General features: G+C 70.2%; 17 protein-coding genes and 1 tRNA gene. 17 read left to right on the plus strand and 1 reads right to left on the minus strand.

Annotated elements, in window-relative coordinates; genetic code table 11:
- The first annotated feature begins 33 nt into the window (after positions 1 to 33).
- Positions 34 to 498 carry an ArsI/CadI family heavy metal resistance metalloenzyme gene (locus AB0L56_RS03950; protein ID WP_365418595.1) on the plus strand — a complete coding sequence of 155 codons (465 nt, stop codon included), beginning with the start codon at positions 34 to 36 and terminating at the stop codon, positions 496 to 498.
- Between the two features lie 500 nt (positions 499 to 998).
- Entirely contained in the window at positions 999 to 1,295 is a 297-nt protein-coding gene (locus AB0L56_RS03955; protein WP_365418598.1) for a GYD domain-containing protein, read from the plus strand.
- A gap of 251 nt (positions 1,296 to 1,546) precedes the next feature.
- On the opposite strand, the gene AB0L56_RS03960 is transcribed toward AB0L56_RS03955, so the two are convergent.
- Positions 1,547 to 1,618: transfer RNA gene (locus AB0L56_RS03960), tRNA-Arg, on the minus strand.
- 126 nt (positions 1,619 to 1,744) lie between these two features.
- On the opposite strand from AB0L56_RS03960, the gene AB0L56_RS03965 reads away from it, so the two are divergent.
- The 15 genes from AB0L56_RS03965 to AB0L56_RS04035 all read left to right on the plus strand — a co-directional run bounded on the left by AB0L56_RS03965 (position 1,745) and on the right by AB0L56_RS04035 (position 19,218).
- The gene (locus tag AB0L56_RS03965; RefSeq protein WP_365418601.1) at positions 1,745 to 2,224 is read left to right on the plus strand and encodes a response regulator; all 480 of its coding nucleotides are present in this window, start codon (positions 1,745 to 1,747) and stop codon (positions 2,222 to 2,224) included.
- Between the two features lie 94 nt (positions 2,225 to 2,318).
- Positions 2,319 to 3,356 (plus strand): ArgS-related anticodon-binding protein NrtL, encoded by a 1,038-nt coding sequence (gene nrtL / locus AB0L56_RS03970; RefSeq protein ID WP_365418604.1) that lies wholly within the window; start codon positions 2,319 to 2,321, stop codon positions 3,354 to 3,356.
- 17 nt (positions 3,357 to 3,373) lie between these two features.
- Positions 3,374 to 4,765 carry a diaminopimelate decarboxylase gene (lysA, locus tag AB0L56_RS03975; RefSeq protein ID WP_365418606.1) on the plus strand — a complete coding sequence of 464 codons (1,392 nt, stop codon included), beginning with the start codon at positions 3,374 to 3,376 and terminating at the stop codon, positions 4,763 to 4,765.
- 178 nt (positions 4,766 to 4,943) lie between these two features.
- Positions 4,944 to 6,236, plus strand: a complete 1,293-nt coding sequence (locus tag AB0L56_RS03980; protein ID WP_365418609.1) for a homoserine dehydrogenase — start codon at positions 4,944 to 4,946, stop codon at positions 6,234 to 6,236.
- Positions 6,237 to 6,242: 6 nt separating this feature from the next.
- The gene (gene thrC / locus AB0L56_RS03985; RefSeq protein WP_365418612.1) at positions 6,243 to 7,301 is read left to right on the plus strand and encodes a threonine synthase; all 1,059 of its coding nucleotides are present in this window, start codon (positions 6,243 to 6,245) and stop codon (positions 7,299 to 7,301) included.
- Positions 7,302 to 7,660: 359 nt separating this feature from the next.
- The gene (gene thrB / locus AB0L56_RS03990; RefSeq protein WP_361028811.1) at positions 7,661 to 8,578 is read left to right on the plus strand and encodes a homoserine kinase; all 918 of its coding nucleotides are present in this window, start codon (positions 7,661 to 7,663) and stop codon (positions 8,576 to 8,578) included.
- Between the two features lie 420 nt (positions 8,579 to 8,998).
- The gene (gene rho / locus AB0L56_RS03995; protein ID WP_365418616.1) at positions 8,999 to 11,035 is read left to right on the plus strand and encodes a transcription termination factor Rho; all 2,037 of its coding nucleotides are present in this window, start codon (positions 8,999 to 9,001) and stop codon (positions 11,033 to 11,035) included.
- A gap of 258 nt (positions 11,036 to 11,293) precedes the next feature.
- Positions 11,294 to 12,430: an LCP family protein gene (locus AB0L56_RS04000; protein ID WP_365418619.1), complete on the plus strand. Its 1,137-nt coding sequence runs from the start codon at positions 11,294 to 11,296 to the stop codon at positions 12,428 to 12,430.
- 196 nt (positions 12,431 to 12,626) lie between these two features.
- Positions 12,627 to 12,848 (plus strand): 50S ribosomal protein L31, encoded by a 222-nt coding sequence (rpmE, locus tag AB0L56_RS04005; protein WP_125504205.1) that lies wholly within the window; start codon positions 12,627 to 12,629, stop codon positions 12,846 to 12,848.
- 105 nt (positions 12,849 to 12,953) lie between these two features.
- Entirely contained in the window at positions 12,954 to 14,021 is a 1,068-nt protein-coding gene (gene prfA, locus AB0L56_RS04010; protein ID WP_190161616.1) for a peptide chain release factor 1, read from the plus strand.
- Between the two features lie 27 nt (positions 14,022 to 14,048).
- Complete coding sequence (gene prmC / locus AB0L56_RS04015) at positions 14,049 to 14,894, plus strand: peptide chain release factor N(5)-glutamine methyltransferase (RefSeq protein ID WP_361028801.1); 846 nt, start codon at positions 14,049 to 14,051, stop codon at positions 14,892 to 14,894.
- A gap of 54 nt (positions 14,895 to 14,948) precedes the next feature.
- A complete protein-coding gene (locus AB0L56_RS04020) occupies positions 14,949 to 15,596 on the plus strand; it encodes an L-threonylcarbamoyladenylate synthase (RefSeq protein ID WP_361028798.1) in 648 nt (215 codons plus the stop codon).
- On the plus strand, positions 15,593 to 16,270 hold the full coding sequence (locus AB0L56_RS04025) for a protein-tyrosine-phosphatase (protein ID WP_361028795.1): 678 nt from the start codon (positions 15,593 to 15,595) through the stop codon (positions 16,268 to 16,270). Before AB0L56_RS04020 ends, AB0L56_RS04025 begins: the two co-directional genes overlap by 4 nt.
- 234 nt (positions 16,271 to 16,504) lie before the next feature.
- Positions 16,505 to 17,743 (plus strand): serine hydroxymethyltransferase, encoded by a 1,239-nt coding sequence (gene glyA / locus AB0L56_RS04030; RefSeq protein WP_365418625.1) that lies wholly within the window; start codon positions 16,505 to 16,507, stop codon positions 17,741 to 17,743.
- Between the two features lie 137 nt (positions 17,744 to 17,880).
- On the plus strand, positions 17,881 to 19,218 hold the full coding sequence (locus tag AB0L56_RS04035; RefSeq protein ID WP_365418628.1) for an MraY family glycosyltransferase: 1,338 nt from the start codon (positions 17,881 to 17,883) through the stop codon (positions 19,216 to 19,218).
- Positions 19,219 to 19,458: the final 240 nt, after the last annotated feature.

Raw genomic sequence — 19,458 nt, forward strand, 5'->3', positions numbered from 1 at the left:
GGCCAACCCACCCCAACCAGCAGGAGGTACGCCATGTCCCGTGTACAACTCGCGCTCCGCGTCCCGGATCTGGACGCATCGGTCGCCTTCTACAGCAAGCTGTTCGGCACCGAGCCCGCCAAACTCCGCGACGGCTACGCCAACTTCGCCATCGCCGAGCCCCCGCTCAAGCTCGTCCTCGTCGAAGGCACCGCAGAGGAGGCCACCCGCCTGGACCACCTCGGCGTCGAGGTCGAGTCCACCGAGGCCGTCCACGCCGCCACCGCCCGCCTGAGCGAGGCCGGCCTGGCCACCGACGTGGAGAACGACACCACCTGCTGCTACGCCCTCCAGGACAAGGTCTGGGTCCACGGACCTGGCAAGGAACCCTGGGAGGTGTACGTCGTCAAGGCCGACGCCGACTCCCTGGCCGAGCAACGGGGCAGCACCTGCTGCGCAGGCCCGGCCGTGGCCGACAGCGGCGCGACAGATGAGGTCGCCGCAACCGGCTGCTGCTGACCGCTGGATGAGCGGCTTTCACACGAGTCAGGCCGCGACCGGTGCGGGGGCGGTCTGCTGGCAGGGCGGCCAGCACCCTGTAGAGGGTGGCGGAGCGCATGCGTACCGCCCACGACGCGCCGGCCCAGGCGCCCAGCAGGCTGCCGGCCAGCAGGTTGACCGCGACCGGCCGGCGTGAGGCGACGTCGGCCACCGAGACCGCTGCCAGGCGGGCGGGCAGCGGGACGAGAACCACGACCAGGCTCATCGCCTTGTTCAGGATGACGACCGGTAGATCGTCCCCGACCAGCGTTCCCCGCTGTCGGAGATCACCCTTGGCCGAGAGGGGCGTTCCTGTCCTCAGGAATTGCGCGCCGGTGGCTCCGGGGTGTATGTCGGGCCGGGCCATGAAGCAAGGCTGGCTTCCATCACTCGTTCAGAGGCGCATCTCATGCGCATTACGCGCATGATGCCCAGAGTTGACCACGACTAGTTGCGTCTACTTGCAGGGGTAAAGGATCATGCCGACGTTTGTTGCGCTGCTGAACTGGACCGACCAGGGAGTCCGCGGCTACAAGGACACCCCGCAACGCGCCGAAGCCTTCACGGCAGCGGCTCAGAAGCTCGGGGTGAAGGTCCTGAACCTCTTCTGGACCGTCGGCCCGTACGACGTCGTGGCTGTCGTGGAGGCGCCCGACGACGAGACTGCCACCGCGGTGCTCCTACAGGTCGGCGCGTTGGGCAACGTCCGTAGCACGACCCTGCGAGCCTTCGGCCGGGAGGAGATGGACCGCATCATCGCCAAAGCCGCCGGCTGAGGGACTTCCCCGTCGAGGTTCTGTCGGTACGAGTGACACGCTCAAGGCGGTCCCCACAAGGCCCCTGGACCTGTCCCGGGGCCTTGGCGGATACCAGGCATGACCTGCGCTTACGTCCCAAGATCCCGTCCACGCCTCGTCCACAGACCCCGACATATGGCCGCTCCAGGCGGCGCATGCCTGCACATACGCGAAGACCCCGTTCTCAGCGTTTCCGCTGGTGACGGGGTCTTTGGGCACCTCATAAACGGTGCCCCCGGCAGGATTCGAACCTGCGCACACGGCTCCGGAGGCCGTTGCTCTATCCCCTGAGCTACGGGGGCGTGTCGTCTGCGTGGTGATCGCGGCGACGGGTAGAACACTACCAGTTCCCCGGGGGTGGTCAGGAACCCGTTTTCGCAGCGGGCGGGGGCGGTCCGGAGTGCGGGGGTCGCTCGTGCGGGGCGGAAGTGGGGAAACGCCGGACGCGGTGGCCGGTCGCGACCTACTCTCGAGTTGTGCCAGGCGCGTCGGGCCGGGTTCTTGTTGTGGACGACAACAAGGTCATCCGGCAGTTGATCAGGGTCAACCTCGAGCTGGAGGGCATCGAGGTCGTGACCGCGGCCGATGGTGTCGAGTGTCTGGAAGTCGTTGATCAGGTGCGGCCCGACCTCGTCACCCTCGATGTCGTCATGCCGAGGCTCGACGGGCTGCGGACCGCCGGTCGGTTGCGTGCCGACCCGCGGACGAGGGACATCCCGCTCGTCGTCGTCAGTGCGTGTACCCAGTACGAGGTCGAGAGCGGGCTCGATGTCGGGGTCGATGCGTTTCTTGCCAAGCCCTTTGAGCCGCAGGAGCTCGTGCGGATCGTTCGGGAGTTGATCGCGGATCCGCTAGGGCAGCGCGGCCACGGGGACACCGAGCCGGCCGCCGGGCACGCCGGAGGGTGACGGCAGGGCGCCGTCGGTTCACGGGCGTCCACATCCCGGGATCGCCGCCAAACCCGTTCGCCTACCCACCCCCCTCCTCCCCTACGCTTGTCCCGTGACCCCCGTCGAGCTCTCCCGCACCGTGCTGCACGCGGTGCGTCGTGCCGTCGACGAGGGCGAGCTGAACGTGGCCCCGCCCGAGCGGGTCGTCGTTGGGCCTCCGGGGCCCGGGGGGTGCGGGGACTACGCCACCAACGTCGCCCTTCAGCTCGCCGGGCCGGCCGGGCAGCCGGCGTACCGCGTCGCCGAGGTGCTGCGAGAGCGTCTGCTCGGCGCCGGCGGGATCAGCGACGTCGTGGTCACCGGGCCCGGGTTCATCAATATCTCCCTTGGGGGTGCCGCGCCCGTCGAGGTCGTGCGTGAGGTTCTGCGGTGCGGGGGGCTGTACGGGTACGGGGACGACCTCGGCGGGGAGGGGGTTGTACGGCTGGTTGCGGCCTGCGAAGTCCGCGCTGTCGTTCAGCTCGATGCCGTCGCGCGCATTCTCCGGTCGCAGGGCGCCCTCGTGTACGCCGCGTGCGCGGGTCCGCTCCCGGCCGAGTGGGGGAGCGTGCTGGGCGTACGGGTCGACGGCCTCAGTGGGGAAACCTCCGAGGTTGGCATTCGGCCCGTTCCCTCGCCCTCCGATCCGGTTCCTCTCGGTCGTGACGCCGGGCGCTGGGCCCTGCTGCATCCCGCGCCGCACGACCGGCCCCGGATCGGGGACGAGCATCTGGTGCAGCGTGAGAGCAATCCGCTGTTCCGGGTGCGGTACGCCCATGCCCGGACGCGGGCGGTTGTGCGTAATGCCGCCGATCTGGGGTTTGGGGCGGAGCCCGGGGTCGTGGCAGAGCAGTCGGCGCTGTGCCAGGCGCTTGCCGATCATCCCCGCGTTCTTCTCGGCGCCGCCACTCACCGGGCGCCCGACCGGCTCGCCCGGCATCTCGTGACCGTCGCCGATGCCGTACTGCCGCTGCTTCCCGCCGTGCTGCCGCTGGGTGAGGAGAAACCCTCGGCCGCCCACCGTGCCCGGCTCGCCCTCGCCGAAGCCGCCGGGACGGTGCTGGCCGGTGGCCTGTCCCTGCTCGGCATCGACGCACCCGATCATCTCTAGGAAGCCCAAGACCAGTCATGAGCCGTTCCGCACACCCCGCCGGGCCCCGTCACGCCGACGTCCTCCCCGAGGGGCACTACTCCGCGCCGCCCGCCGATCTCAACGCCCTCGACCCCAAGGTGTGGTCCGAGACCGTCACCCGGAACGGTGAGGGCGTGCTCACCGTCGGCGGGATCGACGTCAAGCGGCTTGCCGAGGAGTTCGGCACGCCCGCCTACTTCCTCGACGAGGACGACTTCCGGGCCCGGGCGCGGGCCTGGCGCACTGCGTTCGGCCACGACGCCGACGTGTTCTACGCCGGCAAGGCGTTCCTGTCCCGGGCCGTCGTGCGCTGGCTGCACGAGGAGGGGCTGAACCTCGACGTGTGTTCCGGTGGGGAGCTGGCCACCGCGCTGTCGGCCGGGATGCCCGCCGAGCGGATCGCCTTCCACGGGAACAACAAGTCCACCGGCGAGATCCGGCAGGCCGTCGAGGCCGGGGTCGGGCGGATCGTGCTCGACTCGTTCCAGGAGATCGTCCGGGTCGCGCACATCGCGCAGGAGCTCGGCACGCGGCAGCGGGTGCAGATTCGTATCACCGTCGGTGTCGAGGCGCACACGCACGAGTTCATCGCCACCGCCCACGAGGACCAGAAGTTCGGGATTCCGCTGGCCGGCGGGCAGGCCGCCGAAGCCGTGCGGCGGGCCCTGAAGCTCGACGGGCTGGAGCTCATCGGGATCCACTCGCACATCGGGTCGCAGATCTTCGACATGTCGGGCTTCGAGGTCGCCGCGCACCGGGTCGTCGGGCTGCTCAAGGACATCCGTGACGAGCACGGCGTCGAACTGCCCGAGATCGACCTCGGGGGCGGGCTTGGTATCGCGTACACCAGTGACGACGACCCCCGTGAGCCGCACGAGATCGCCAAGGCGCTGACCGAGATCGTCACCCGGGAGTGCGAGAGCGCACGGCTGAGCACGCCGCGGATCTCCGTCGAGCCCGGGCGCGCCATCGTGGGGCCGACCGCGTTCACGCTCTACGAGGTCGGCACGGTCAAGCCGCTCGACGGGCTGCGGACGTACGTCTCCGTCGACGGGGGGATGTCGGACAACATCCGCACCGCCCTGTACGACGCCGAGTACAGCGTTGCCCTGGCCTCCCGCAGCTCCGACGCCGAGCCGATGCTCTGCCGGGTCGTCGGCAAGCACTGCGAGAGCGGGGACATCGTGGTGAAGGACGCCTTCCTGCCGGGTGACCTGGCGCCGGGCGACCTCATCGCCGTGCCGGCGACCGGGGCGTACTGCCGGTCCATGGCCAGCAACTACAACCATGTGCTCCGCCCGCCGGTCGTCGCCGTCCGCGGGGGTGAGGCGCGGGTCATCGTCCGGCGGGAGACGGAGGAGGATCTGCTGCGGCTCGATGTCGGGTAGGTCCGCTGGTCGGAGGGGAGGGCCTCCGATCACCCGGTCAGGGTGTGGTCAGGAAGATCTTCGGTTCGAACGGCCGGGGAAATGAAATAGATGTCTCACGATCCGGACAAAGGGCAGAAACTCCCGTCCGGTGAGTGAGACTGGTGCAACCGAGACGGTAATCAGGAAACGAGGTCGGATGATGCGTACGCGTCCGCTGAAGGTGGCGCTGCTGGGCTGTGGAGTGGTCGGCTCAGAGGTGGCGCGCATCATGACGACGCACGCCGACGACCTCGCCGCCCGGATCGGCGCCCCGGTGGAGCTGGCGGGCGTGGCCGTGCGGCGGCCCGACAAGGTGCGTGAGGGGATCGACCCCGCGCTGGTCACCACCGACGCCACCGCGCTCGTCAAACGGGGCGACCTCGACATCGTCGTCGAGGTCATCGGCGGCATCGAGCCCGCCCGTACGCTCATCACCACCGCCTTCGAGCACGGCGCCTCCGTCGTCTCCGCCAACAAGGCGCTGCTCGCCCAGGACGGCGCCGCGCTGCACGCCGCGGCCGAGGAACACGGCAAGGACCTCTACTACGAGGCCGCAGTCGCCGGTGCCATTCCGCTGATCCGGCCGCTGCGCGAGTCCCTCGCCGGTGACAAGGTCAACCGGGTGCTCGGCATCGTCAACGGCACCACCAACTTCGTCCTCGACAAGATGGACAGCACGGGCGCCGGTTACCAGGAGGCGCTCGACGAGGCCACCGCGCTCGGGTACGCCGAGGCCGACCCGACCGCCGACGTGGAGGGCTTCGACGCCGCCGCCAAGGCCGCCATCCTCGCCGGGATCGCCTTCCACACGCGGGTGCGCCTCGACGACGTCCACCGCGAGGGGATGACCGAGGTCACCGCCGCCGATTTCGCCTCCGCCAAGGAGATGGGCTGCACCATCAAGCTGCTCGCCATCTGCGAGCGGGCGGAGGACGGGGCGTCGGTCACCGCGCGGGTGCATCCGGCGATGATCCCGCTCAGCCATCCGCTGGCCTCCGTGCGGGGCGCCTACAACGCCGTGTTCGTGGAGTCGGACGCCGCCGGGCAGCTGATGTTCTACGGTCCCGGCGCGGGCGGTGCGCCGACGGCCTCCGCCGTGCTCGGGGACCTGGTCGCCGTGGGGCGCAACCGGGTCGGCGGGACCACCGGACCCGGTGAGTCCGCGTATGCCGCGCTGCCCGTCTCGTCGATGGGCGAGGTCGTCACGCGCTACCACATCAGCCTGGACGTGGCCGACAAACCGGGCGTTCTCGCCCAGGTCGCGACCGTGTTCGCGGAGCACGGCGTCTCGATCGACACGGTTCGCCAGCAGGGCAAGGACGGCGAGGCGTCGCTCGTCGTCGTCACGCACCGTGCGTCCGACGCCGCCCTCGGCGGGACCGTCGAGGCGCTGCGCAAACTCGACACCGTGCGTGGTGTCGCCAGCATCATGCGGGTTGAAGGAGAGTAACCAGCAATGACCCACCAGTGGCGCGGAATCATCGAGGAGTACCGGGACCGGCTGCCGGTATCCGACAACACGCCGGTCGTGACGCTCCGTGAGGGCGGTACGCCGCTCGTGCCCGCGCAGGTGCTCTCCGAGCGCACGGGGTGCGAGGTGCACCTCAAGGTCGAAGGGGCGAACCCCACCGGGTCCTTCAAGGACCGCGGGATGACGATGGCGATCTCCCGGGCGAAGGAGGAGGGGGCCAAGGCCGTCATCTGCGCCTCCACCGGCAACACCTCCGCCTCCGCCGCCGCGTACGCGGTGCGGGCCGGCATGGTCTCCGCCGTCCTTGTGCCGCAGGGCAAGATCGCGCTCGGCAAGATGGGCCAGGCGCTGGTCCACGGGGCGAAGATCCTCCAGGTCGACGGCAACTTCGACGACTGCCTCACGCTGGCCCGCGCGCTGAGCGACAACTACCCCGTGGCGCTGGTCAATTCGGTCAACCCGGTACGTATCGAGGGGCAGAAGACCGCCGCCTTCGAGATCGTGGACATGCTGGGTGACGCCCCCGACCTCCATGTGCTGCCGGTGGGCAACGCGGGCAACATCACCGCGTACTGGAAGGGGTACAAGGAGTACGCCGCCGACGGGGTCAGCACGAGGACGCCGCGCATGTGGGGCTTCCAGGCCTCCGGCAGCGCGCCGATCGTGCGCGGCGAGATCGTCAAGGACCCGTCGACCATCGCCACCGCCATCCGGATCGGCAACCCCGCCTCCTGGGAGTTCGCGCTCGCCGCGCGGGACGAGTCCGGCGGCGCCATCGACGAGGTGACGGACCGTGAGATCCTGCGGGCCTACCGGCTGTTGGCCTCGCAGGAGGGCGTCTTCGTCGAGCCCGCGTCCGCCGCGTCGGTGGCCGGTCTGCTGAAGGCCGCCGAGCTGGGCAAGGTCGACCCGGGTCAGACGATTGTGTGCACGGTCACCGGAAACGGTCTGAAGGACCCCGACTGGGCCGTCGCCGGTGCGCCGCAGCCGGTCACCGTTCCCGTCGACGCGGCGACCGCCGCGCAGCGGCTGGGCCTCGTCTAGCCACCGCGTCAGGGCCGGTCACCCCCGCGACGCGCCCGCCGGAATGCACAGGACCGGCGTAAGGGTGCGTCGACCTGGGGACGATACCCGGAGGGGGTGCACAAGGGGCTCGCGACACGCATCGTGCGCCTCCTGTGCGCCCTATGTCGCCACTGAACCTTCCTTCGATAGGCTGTACTGAACCCGCCCGCCGCATATGCCGCGGCAGTGCGTCGTCTTCACGGTCCGGAAAGCGGCCGGGAGCGGCCCGGAAAGCGGCCGGCCACCCCGGTCGGCGGCGGCCCCAGGGTCTCGTACGTCATCGAATGTCCATCGAACGTCATTCGACAGTCACGCAGCTCAAGGAGAGTCTTCGAGCGATGGCCGGTCCCGCCTTCCGAGCCGCCGCCGTCCGGGTGCGCGTCCCCGCCACCAGCGCCAACCTCGGCCCGGGCTTCGACGCCCTCGGCCTCGCGCTGGGGCTCTACGACGACGTGGTCGTCCGGGTGGCCGACTCCGGGCTGCACATCGACATCGCCGGTGAGGGCAGCGAGAACCTCCCGCGCGACGAGCGCCATCTCCTCGTACGCTCCCTGCGCACCGCCTTCGACCTGCTCGGCGGACAGCCGCGGGGTCTCGAGATCGTCTGCGCCAACCGGATTCCGCACGGCCGGGGCCTGGGCTCCTCCTCCGCCGCCATCTGCGCCGGGATCGTCGCCGCCCGCGCCGTGACGATAGGCGCCGACGCCAAGCTCGACGACACCGCGCTGCTCGAACTGGCCACCGAGATCGAGGGCCACCCCGACAATGTCGCCGCCTGTCTGCTGGGCGGATTCACCCTGTCCTGGATGGAGGGCGGCGCCGCCCGGGCGATCAGGATGGATCCCGCCGATTCCATCGTTCCGGTGGTTTTCGTGCCCGGGAAGCCGGTTCTCACCGAGACCGCGCGCGGACTGCTCCCGCGCACCGTGCCGCACGTCGACGCCGCCGCCAACGCGGGCCGTGCCGCCCTGCTCGTCGAGGCCCTGACCAGGCGCCCCGAGCTGCTGCTGCCCGCCACCGAGGACCGTCTGCACCAGGAGTACCGCGCCCCGGCCATGCCCGAGAGCGCCGCCCTGGTGGAGCGGCTGCGCGAGGACGGCATCCCCGCGGTGATCTCCGGCGCCGGGCCCACGGTCATGGCGCTGGCCGACGAGGACAGCGCCGACAAGGTCGAAGCACTGGCCGGCACCGACTGGGCCGCCAATCGGCTCGGTCTCGATGTGCAGGGCGCGAGCGTGCTTCCGCTCGCCACCTGACACACGGTTGCCGGATTTGGAGAGGGGGAATGTTTGTTGGATCCGGTAGTGTTAACCTCAAGTCTGCACCCGACCCCACCATGGCGAGGTGCCTCGTGTCCCCGTCCGGGACAGACATTCTTCCGGGAGCCCCCCAAGCCGCACTGTGTTCACTGCTACGTACGCAGGCAGTACGTCGTACGCGGACGCTGAGCGGCCCGACGGTGGGGGTACCCCCTCTGGGGGAGCTCCGGAACCGGTGCGACCACGCCACGTGACACTGGGTGCCACGCCTCGAGGAAGCGCCATCACCAGTTATCTCTTCCGCCGCTCAGGCGGACAACCGCCCCGGCACGGTTCACACAGCAAGGACCGATGCCGGACAGCACAACCGGTCGCCGAGCCAGACAGGCCGACGTCCGCTCCAGGGAAGGACCCTTCGTGAGCGACACCACCGATCTGATGGGCGCACGTGTCGAGGAGACCGCTGCCGCGCCCGCCACGGACGCTTCCGCGCCTGCCTCCGGTGCCGGCTCCCGGCGGCGCCGCGGTACCGGCCTCGAGGGCATGGTGCTGGCCGAGCTGCAACAGGTCGCATCCGGCCTCGGCATCAGGGGCACCGCGCGCATGCGCAAGAGCCAGCTGATCGAGGTCATCAAGGAGGCGCAGGCCGCCGGCGGAGGCGCCCCCTCCGAGGGAGCCGCCCCGGCCAAGGCCGAGTCCGCCACCGAGACCAAGCCCAAGCGCCGCGCCACCTCCCGGACCCGTACGGGTGACACCGCGGAGAAGAAGGCCGACGCCAAGGACGAGCAGGCCCCCGCGCAGGCCTCCGCCGAGAAGGCCGAGGCCCAGCAGCAGATCGAGATCCCGGGCCAGCCCTCCGCGAAGGCCCCGGCCGAGCAGGCCGAGGACGCCGCCCCCGCCGAGCGCCGCCGCCGTCGCGCGACCGCCGACGCCGGAGCCCCGGCCGCCGCCGCCGAGACGGGCACCGCCGAGGCGAAGACCGAGACCCCGGCCCAGCCGCAGCAGCAGCCGCAGCAGGGCGAGGGCAAGTCCGACCACGAGGGCGGCGAGGGCCGTCGCCGCGACCGCCGTGACCGCGGCCGCGACCGTGACCGCGGGGACCGCGGGGACCGCGGTGACCGTGGCGACCGCCGCGGCAAGGGCGACGACCAGCAGCAGGGCGGCGGCCGTCAGCAGAACCAGCAGGGCGGCGGCCGTCAGGACGACGGGTACGACGACGACGGAGGCGGCCGCCGTGGCCGTCGCGGCCGCTACCGCGACCGCCGTGGCCGCCGTGGCCGCGACGATGTGCAGGAGCCGCAGATCACCGAGGACGACGTCCTCATCCCCGTCGCGGGCATCCTGGACATCCTCGACAACTACGCCTTCATCCGGACCTCCGGCTACCTGCCCGGTCCGAACGACGTGTACGTCTCCCTCGCCCAGGTCCGCAAGAACGGCTTGCGCAAGGGCGACCACATCACCGGCGCCGTGCGCCAGCCCAAGGAGGGCGAGCGCCGCGAGAAGTTCAACGCGCTGGTCCGCCTGGACTCCGTCAACGGCATGGCGCCCGAACACGGCCGCGGCCGCCCGGAGTTCAACAAGCTGACCCCGCTGTACCCGCAGGACCGCCTCCGCCTGGAGACGGACCCGGGCGTACTCACCACGCGGATCATCGACCTGGTGTCGCCGATCGGCAAGGGCCAGCGCGGTCTGATCGTGGCCCCGCCGAAGACCGGCAAGACCATGATCATGCAGGCGATCGCCAACGCGATCACCCGCAACAACCCCGAGTGCCATCTGATGGTCGTCCTCGTCGACGAGCGTCCGGAAGAGGTCACCGACATGCAGCGGTCGGTGAAGGGCGAGGTCATCTCCTCGACCTTCGACCGCCCGGCCGAGGACCACACCACGGTCGCCGAGCTCGCCATCGAGCGCGCCAAGCGCCTGGTGGAGCTGGGCCACGACGTCGTCGTACTGCTCGACTCCATCACGCGTCTGGGCCGTGCGTACAACCTCGCCGCCCCGGCCTCCGGCCGCATCCTGTCCGGTGGTGTCGACTCGACGGCCCTGTACCCGCCGAAGCGCTTCTTCGGTGCGGCCCGCAACATCGAGGACGGCGGCTCGCTGACCATCCTCGCCACCGCCCTGGTGGACACCGGGTCCCGCATGGACGAGGTGATCTTCGAGGAGTTCAAGGGCACCGGCAACATGGAGCTCAAGCTCGACCGGAAGCTCGCCGACAAGCGCATCTTCCCCGCGGTGGACGTCGACGCGTCCGGTACGCGTAAGGAAGAGATCCTGCTCGCCAGCGACGAGCTCGCCATCGTCTGGAAGCTGCGCCGGGTGCTGCACGCACTCGACCAGCAGCAGGCGGTCGAACTGCTCCTCGACAAGATGAAGCAGACCAAGTCGAACGCCGAGTTCCTGATGCAGATCCAGAAGACGACGCCGACGCCGGGCAACGGCGACTGACGTTCCGCTTCTCGCGCAAGGGCTCTGCGACACAGGGCTGCTGCGGCAAAGGGCCGTTTCCGTTACGGAAGCGGCCCTTTGCGTGGTTCCGGGGCAGGTGGGGCGTGAGCGAGATGTTTGCCACAAGGGAGCTGTGCAACCCTTTGCCGGATTTTCCCGTCTGACCCGACGGCGGGACCATGGTGGCGTACGGGCGGTTACGGCCGTGTCTGCCACCAGGCACAGGGGGTAACCGACGGGAGACGATCCGAGGAGCACATGTCTGCCGACAGCACACCTGACCCGGGGATACCGGCGGAGTCCGGTCGACCGGGCACACGCGGGCGGAGCAAGGGGCACCGCCGCAAACCGCGCGACAAGCGGCACAGAGGCATGAAGATCATGGCCTGGACGGCGGCGGGCATCGTCGTGCTCGGGGGAACCGGAGCCGGATACCTGTACTTCAAGCTGAACGGCAACATCGAGAGCGTCGACATCGACCAGGTTCTCGGCACCGACCGGCCCGAGAAGGTGGACAACGGCTCCGAGAACATCCTCGTCCTCGGCTCCGACACCCGCGCCGGCGGCAACAAGGACCTCGGCGGCGGCAGCGACGACGGCAGCGCCCGCTCCGACACCGCGATGATCGTGCACGTGTACGAGGGCCACAAGAAGGCGAGCGTCGTCTCCATCCCGCGCGACACCCTCATCGACCGCCCCGAGTGCGCCGACACCGAGGGCGGCACCCACCCCGCCGCGAACGGCGTGATGTTCAACTCCGCCTACGCCACCGGCGGTGCGGCCTGCGCGGTGAAGACCGTCGAGTCCCTCACCGACCTGCGCATGGACCACTACCTGGAGGTCGACTTCAGTGGCTTCCAGAAGCTGATCGACGAGCTCGGCGGCGTCGAGGTCACCACCACCGAGCACATCCAGGACCCCGACAGCCACCTCGACCTCCCGGCCGGCACCCACCGCCTCGACGGCGAACAGGCCCTCGGCCTGGTCCGCACCCGGCACGGCGTCGGCGACGGCTCCGACCTCGGCCGCATCCAGCTCCAGCAGGCGTTCATCAAGGCCCTGGTGCGGCAGGTCAACGAGGTCGGCGTCTTCACCAGCCCGAAGAAGCTGTACAGCCTCGCCGACAGCGCCACCAAGGCCGTCACCACCGACTCCGACCTCGGCTCGGTGAACTCCCTGATGTCCTACGCCAACGGTCTGAAGGGCATCGGCCCGTCCAACATGCACATGATCACCATGCCGGTCCAGTACGACCCGGCCGACGGCAACCGCGTGCTCCCCCTGAAGGACAAGGCCCAGCTGGTCTGGGACGCCCTGAAGAACGACAAGCCGATCCCGAAGAGCGCCACACAGGACACGGCCACCGGCGAAGCGACGGGCGTGGTGACTCGCTGAGGGGCGCGGGGTTGTATCCCTATGCGGTTCCGCCGCGTCGGGCCCGGGACACACGGACGGCCCGCCGGGAATGGATGACGCCAACCCCCGGTTTTGGGTGAGGGCCCCAGTCCTGGCAGACTGGTATGTCGGCCCCGGTTCACGCTCCCGCACCCCGCGTCAGCGACCCGGCGCCCTCCCGAACCTAGGAGACACCTTGAAGCGCGACATCCACCCCGAGTACGTCGAGACGCAGGTCAGCTGCACCTGTGGCGCGTCGTTCACCACCCGCAGCACGATCTCCGGCGGCACCATCCGTGCCGAGGTCTGCTCCGAGTGCCACCCGTTCTACACGGGCAAGCAGAAGATCCTCGACACCGGTGGCCGTGTGGCCCGCTTCGAGGCCCGCTTCGGCAAGGCCGCCGGCTCCAAGAAGTAGCGAGCCGCCAACCGCCGGTCCACGGCCGCGCCCCGCCCGGGGGCAGGCCGGGACCGGCGTTTTTGGTCGCCCGCCCCTTCACCCACGCAATCGCAGGAGCCCAAGATGTTCGAGGCCGTCGAGGAACTCGTCGCCGAGCACGCCGACCTGGAGAAGAAGCTCGCCGACCCGTCGGTCCACGCCGACCAGGCCAACGCGCGCAAGCTGAACAAGCGCTACGCCGAGCTCACCCCGATCGTCGCCACGTACCGCTCCTGGAAGCAGACGGGCGACGACGTCGAGACCGCGCGCGAACTGGCCGCCGACGACCCCGACTTCGCCGCCGAGGTCAAGGACCTGGAGAAGCAGCGCGAGGAGCTCACCGAGAAGCTCCGCCTGCTCCTCGTCCCGCGCGACCCCAGCGACGACAAGGACGTCATCCTCGAGATCAAGGCGGGCGCCGGCGGTGACGAGTCCGCCCTGTTCGCCGGCGACCTGCTGCGGATGTACCTGCGCTACGCCGAGCGCGTCGGCTGGAAGACCGAGATCATCGACGCCACCGAGTCCGAGCTCGGCGGCTACAAGGACGTCCAGGTCGCCGTGAAGGCCCGCGGACAGATCGAGCCCGGTCAGGGCGTATGGGCGCGGCTGAAGTACGAGGGCGGCGTGCACCGCGTGCAGCGCGTGCCGGCCACCGAGTCCCAGGGGCGCATCCACACCTCCGCGGCGGGCGTCCTCGTGACCCCCGAGGCGGAGGAGGTCGACGTCGAGATCAATCCGAACGACCTGCGCATCGACGTCTACCGCTCCTCCGGGCCCGGCGGCCAGTCCGTCAACACCACCGACTCCGCGGTGCGCATCACGCACATCCCGACCGGAGTCGTCGCCTCCTGCCAGAACGAGAAGAGCCAGCTGCAGAACAAGGAGCAGGCCCTGCGTATCCTGCGCTCCAGGCTGCTCGCCATGGCGCAGGAGGAGGCGGAGAGGGAGGCCGCCGACGCCCGCCGCAGCCAGGTCCGCACCGTCGACCGCTCCGAGAAGATCCGCACGTACAACTTCCCGGAGAACCGCATCTCGGACCACCGCGTCGGCTTCAAGGCGTACAACCTGGACCAGGTCCTGGACGGCGACCTCGCCGCGGTGATCCAGGCCTGCGTCGACGCGGACTCGGCCGCCAAGCTCGCCGCCGCTTAAAGCCCCCGTAGACAGTCCGGAGGACCAGTGAACCTGCTGCTCGCCGAGGTGGCCCAGGCCACCCAGCGGCTCGCCGACGCGGGCGTGCCCTCGCCGCGCACCGACGCGGAGGAGCTCGCCGCGTTCGTGCACGGCGTCAAGCGCGGCGAGCTGCACGGTGTGAAGGACTCCGACTTCGACGCCCGGTACTGGGAGGTCATCGCCCGCCGCGAGGCCCGCGAGCCGCTCCAGCACATCACCGGGCGGGCGTACTTCCGCTACCTGGAGCTCCAGGTGGGTCCCGGGGTGTTCGTCCCGCGCCCCGAAACCGAGTCGGTCGTCGGCTGGGCGATAGACGCCGTCCGCGCGATGGACGTCGTCGAGCCCTGCATCGTCGACCTGTGCACCGGCTCCGGCGCCATCGCGCTGGCTCTCGCACAGGAGGTGCCGCGCTCGCGCGTGTACGCCGTCGAGCTGTCCGAGGACGCCCTGATGTGGACCCGCAAGAACATGGAGGGGTCCAGGGTCGAACTGCGCCAGGGAGACGCCCTGACGGCCTTCCCGGACCTCGACGGACAGGTCGACCTGGTGATCTCCAACCCGCCGTACATCCCGCTCACCGAGTGGGAGTACGTCGCGCCGGAGGCCCGCGACTACGACCCCGATCTGGCGCTGTTCTCCGGTGAGGACGGCCTCGAACTGATCCGCGGTCTCGAGCGCACCGCACACCGGCTGCTGCGTCCCGGCGGCGTGGTCGTCGTGGAGCACGCCGACACCCAGGGCGGACAGGTGCCGTGGATATTCGCCGAGGAACGGGGCTGGGCGGATGCCGCCGACCACCCCGACCTGAACAACCGCCCGAGGTTCGCCACCGCCCGCAAGGCGCTGCCGTGAGCGTCCCGCATACTTCAATCCCCCCAGCAGCACGTGTACGAGGAGGCCCGCCAGATGGCTCGGCGATACGACACCAACGACGCGACCGACCGCGTGACCGGTCTGCGTGAAGCCGCGTCCGCCGTCCGCCGGGGCGAGCTCGTGGTGCTGCCGACGGACACGGTGTACGGCATCGGCGCCGACGCGTTCACCTCGGAGGCCGTCGCCGATCTGCTGGAGGCCAAGGGCCGGGGCCGCAACATGCCCACGCCCGTCCTCATCGGCTCGCCGAACACCCTGCACGGCCTGGTCACGGACTTCTCCGAGCAGGCCTGGGAACTGGTCGACGCCTTCTGGCCGGGCGCGCTGACGCTGGTCGCCAAGCACCAGCCGTCGCTCCAGTGGGACCTCGGGGACACCCGGGGCACGGTGGCCGTGCGGATGCCGCTGCACCCGGTCGCCATCGAGCTGCTCACCGAGGTCGGCCCCATGGCGGTGTCGTCGGCGAACCTGACCGGTCATCCGGCGCCGGAGGACTGCGACGCCGCGCAGGAGATGCTCGGCGACTCCGTCTCCGTGTACCTGGACGGCGGGCCCACCCCGGGGAACGTCCCCTCCTCCATCGTCGACGTCACGCGGCCCGTGCCCGTGCTGCTGCGCGAGGGCGCGATCTCGCCGGACGAGCTGCGCAAGGTGGTTCCCGACCTCGAGGTGGCGAATTGACGGCCCCTGAGGCGGGGCGTGGCATAGGCAACGGGGAATCCAGCGCGGAGACGACGACGACCTTCGGGTTTCCGCGCGACACCTTCCGCATCCTCCACGTCAGTACCGGAAATGTGTGCCGCTCGCCCATCACCGAGCGGCTGACCCGGCATTTCGTGAGCCAGCGGCTGGGCATCCTGGGCGGCGGGCTGATCGTGGAGAGCGCGGGCACGTGGGGGCATGAGGGTGCGGCGATGGAGGCGCACGCGGAGACTGTGCTGGCGGAGTTCGGTGCGGACGCTTCCGGGTTCGTGGGGCGTGAGTTGCTGGATGAGCATGTGATCCGGGCGGATCTGGTGCTGACGGCTACGCGGGACCATCGGGCTCAGGTGATCTCCATGGGGCATTCGGCGGGGCTGCGTACGTTCACGCTGAAGGAGTTCACCCGGCTGGTGAACGCGATCGACCCTGCGACGTTGCCGCCCTTGGAGGAGGGGCTGGTCATGCGGGCGCGGGCGTTGGTGCGGGCGGCTGCGGCGCTGCGGGGGTGGTTGCTGGCGCCTACGGCTGAGGCGGATGAGGTGTACGACCCGTATGGGGCGCCGTTGACGTTTTTCCGGTCGATCGGGGACGAGATACATCAGGCGCTGGATCCCGTGGTGACGGCGCTGACGGGGGTTCCGGCGCGGATGTAGGTGGGCGTTGCTTTCGAGGGCGCCCGGCGGGGTTCCGCTGTGCCCACCCGTTCCGCCCTGCGGAACGACTGCCCACAGCGACGTGGGAAGCGGACTTAGGTGGGCGTTGCTTTCAAGGGCGCCCGGTGGGGTTCCGCTGTGCCCACCCGTTCCGCCCTGCGGAACGACTGCCCACAGCGACGTGGGGGTGTAAGAAGTCGGGCGGTTTTCAGGGGTGGGGCCTAGATTGGCGGTATGACGGTCAGTGATGCGGTCGAGGTGGATGTTCTGCGGCGGCAGGATCCCGAGTTGGCCGAGGTGCTGCTCGGGGAGCGGGAGCGGCAGTCGGGCACGCTGCAGCTGATCGCCGCCGAGAACTTCATGTCGCCGGCCGTGCTGGCCGCCCTCGGCTCGCCGCTCGCCAACAAGTACGCCGAGGGCTACCCCGGCAACCGGTACCACGGCGGCTGCGAGATCGTCGACGTCGCGGAGCGCCTCGCCGTGGAGCGGGCGAAGGCGCTGTTCGGCGCGGAGCACGTCAATGTGCAGCCGTACTCCGGCTCCTCCGCCGTGCTCGCCGCGTACGCCGTCCTGCTGCGCCCCGGCGACACCGTGCTCGCCCTCGGCCTGCCGTACGGCGGTCACCTCACCCATGGCTCGCCGGGCAACTTCTCCGGCCGCTGGTTCGACTTCGTCGGCTACGGCGTGGACGCGGAGAGCGGTCTGATCGACCACGAGCAGGTCCGCACCCTGGCCCATGCGCGCCGTCCCAAGGCGATCGTGTGCGGCTCCATCGCCTATCCCCGGCACATCGACTACGCCTTCTTCCGCGAGGTCGCCGACGAGGTCGGCGCCCATCTCATCGCGGACGCCGCGCACCCCATGGGTCTGGTCGCCGGGGGAGTGGCGCCCAGCCCGGTGCCGTACGCGGACATCGTGTGCGCGACGACACACAAGGTGCTGCGGGGCCCGCGCGGGGGGATGATCCTCTGCGGCGCCGAGCTGGCCGAGCGGGTGGACCGGGCCGTGTTCCCCTTCACCCAGGGCGGCGCGCAGATGAACACCGTCGCGGCGAAGGCCGTCGCCTTCGGGGAGGCGGCGACCCCGGCGTTCGCCGCGTACGCGCATCAGGTGGTCGTCAACGCGCGGGCCCTCGCCGCCGCGCTGGCCGCCGAGGGGCTGGTCGTCACCACCGGCGGCACGGACACCCACCTGATCACCGCCGACCCGGCGCCGCTCGGTGTCGACGGGCGCACCGCGCGGGGGCGGCTCGCGGCGGCCGGTATCGTGCTGGACAGCTGTGCGCTGCCGCACGACGACGTCCGCGGGCTGCGCCTGGGCACGGCGGCGGTGACCACGCAGGGCATGGGCGTCCGGGAGATGACGTACGTCGCGGGGCTGCTGGCGAGCGTGCTGCGCGGCGGGACGGACATCGCGCGGGCGCGTGAGGACGTACGGGAACTGGCGGCGGCGTTTCCGCCGTACCCGCGCTGAGCGGGCCGGGCCCGGGGTGGACGCAGCGGATGCACAGCCCCCGTGGAACCATCGTCGCTACCCGGAAGTCCTCACTCATATGCGCGCCTCGCTAGGGTGTGGGGCTGTGATGGCCAGCGAGACCTGTGGGGAAGCCCGTGCGTGAATACCTGCTGACGCTCTGCATCACGGCCGCGGTGACGTACCTGCTGACCGGGCCGGTGCGGAAGTTCGCGATCGTGGCGGGGGCGATGCCGGAGATCCGGGCACGCGACGTGCACCGGGAACCCACTCCGCGGCTCGGCGGTATCGCGATGTTCTTCGGGCTGTGCGCGGGCCTGCTGGTCGCGGACCACCTCACCAACCTCAACCAGCTCTTCGAGAAGTCCAACGAGCCGCGGGCGCTGCTCTCCGGAGCGGCGCTGATCTGGCTGATCGGTGTCCTGGACGACAAGTTCGAGATCGACGCGCTGATCAAGCTGGGCGGCCAGATGATCGCCGCCGGTGTGATGGTCATGCAGGGTCTGACGATCCTGTGGCTGCCGATCCCGGGCGTGGGGTCCGTCGCGCTCACCCAGTGGCAGGGCACGCTGCTCACGGTCGCGCTGGTCGTCATCACGATCAACGCGGTCAACTTCGTGGACGGCCTGGACGGTCTCGCGGCCGGCATGGTGTGCATCGCGGCGGCGGCGTTCTTCCTGTACGCCTACCGCATCTGGTACTCGTACGGGATCGAGGCGGCCGCCCCGGCGACGCTGTTCTCGGCCATCCTGATGGGCATGTGCCTGGGTTTCCTGCCGCACAACATGCATCCCGCGCGCATCTTCATGGGCGACTCCGGCTCGATGCTCATCGGCCTGGTGCTGGCCGCAGGCGCCATCTCCGTCACCGGGCAGGTCGACCCGGACGCGCTGAAGCTGTTCGCCGGGTCGGAGAAGGAGGCCGTGCACCAGACGGTGCCGGTGTACATCCCGCTGCTGCTGCCGCTGACCATCATCGCGGTGCCGGCCGCCGACCTGATCCTGGCGATCGTGCGGCGCACCTGGCGCGGTCAGTCGCCGTTCGCGGCGGACCGGGGGCATCTGCACCACCGGCTGCTGGAGATCGGCCACTCGCACAGCCGGGCGGTGCTGATCATGTACTTCTGGTCGGCGCTGATCGCCTTCGGCGCGCTGACGTACTCGGTGAACTCGGCGTCGATGTGGATCGTGCTGAGTGTGGTAATTCTCTCGACGCTCGGTCTCATCCTGCTTCTGCTGCCCCGGTTCACCCCGCGTGCCCCGCGCTGGGCGGAGGCCGTCGTGCCGCCGCGCTACCGCCGTCGCCGGGACGCGGCGGCCGTCGCGGACGCACCGGGCGCGGAGACGGCCCGCGGCACCCCGGAGAAGGCCCCGGACGACGACCGGACCCCGGTGGCCGCCGGTGTCTCGGGCGTCAACGGAGCGACCGCCGTCGGCCCCCGCGCACGTCTGGCCGACCGATCACGGTCAAGGTAAGAATCCGGCTAGAGCATTGCCAACTCGTGGGTCCCCTATGGGACGGTGTTGGGGGTGTGAAGCACCCCAATATCAGACATACCGTCCAGCTTCACGCTCAGGCGCGCTGATGCACCCTCATGTGTGATGGTGGGCACACCTGACAGGTAAAGACTGCATCAAATAGTTTGTGATACGGTTCACGAGAACCCCGGATAGAGCCGAAGGACCGCAGTGCGACGGTTCACCGGTGCGAGGAAT

Origin of the sequence: Streptomyces sp. NPDC052079 (genome assembly GCF_040680275.1) — a bacterium.
Classification (GTDB): Bacteria; Actinomycetota; Actinomycetes; order Streptomycetales; family Streptomycetaceae; genus Streptomyces.

Excerpts from the sequence above, each read along its gene's own strand:
- thrC (WP_365418612.1), top strand. The coding sequence starts at position 6,243 with ATGACCCACCAGTGGCGCGGAATCATCGAGGAGTACCGGGACCGGCTG.
- glyA (WP_365418625.1), top strand. The coding sequence starts at position 16,505 with ATGACGGTCAGTGATGCGGTCGAGGTGGATGTTCTGCGGCGGCAGGAT.
- AB0L56_RS03980 (WP_365418609.1), top strand. The coding sequence starts at position 4,944 with ATGATGCGTACGCGTCCGCTGAAGGTGGCGCTGCTGGGCTGTGGAGTG.
- AB0L56_RS04020 (WP_361028798.1), top strand. The coding sequence starts at position 14,949 with ATGGCTCGGCGATACGACACCAACGACGCGACCGACCGCGTGACCGGT.
- AB0L56_RS04000 (WP_365418619.1), top strand. The coding sequence starts at position 11,294 with ATGTCTGCCGACAGCACACCTGACCCGGGGATACCGGCGGAGTCCGGT.
- prfA (WP_190161616.1), top strand. The coding sequence starts at position 12,954 with ATGTTCGAGGCCGTCGAGGAACTCGTCGCCGAGCACGCCGACCTGGAG.
- AB0L56_RS03955 (WP_365418598.1), top strand. The coding sequence starts at position 999 with ATGCCGACGTTTGTTGCGCTGCTGAACTGGACCGACCAGGGAGTCCGC.
- AB0L56_RS03950 (WP_365418595.1), top strand. The coding sequence starts at position 34 with ATGTCCCGTGTACAACTCGCGCTCCGCGTCCCGGATCTGGACGCATCG.
- lysA (WP_365418606.1), top strand. The coding sequence starts at position 3,374 with ATGAGCCGTTCCGCACACCCCGCCGGGCCCCGTCACGCCGACGTCCTC.
- thrB (WP_361028811.1), top strand. The coding sequence starts at position 7,661 with ATGGCCGGTCCCGCCTTCCGAGCCGCCGCCGTCCGGGTGCGCGTCCCC.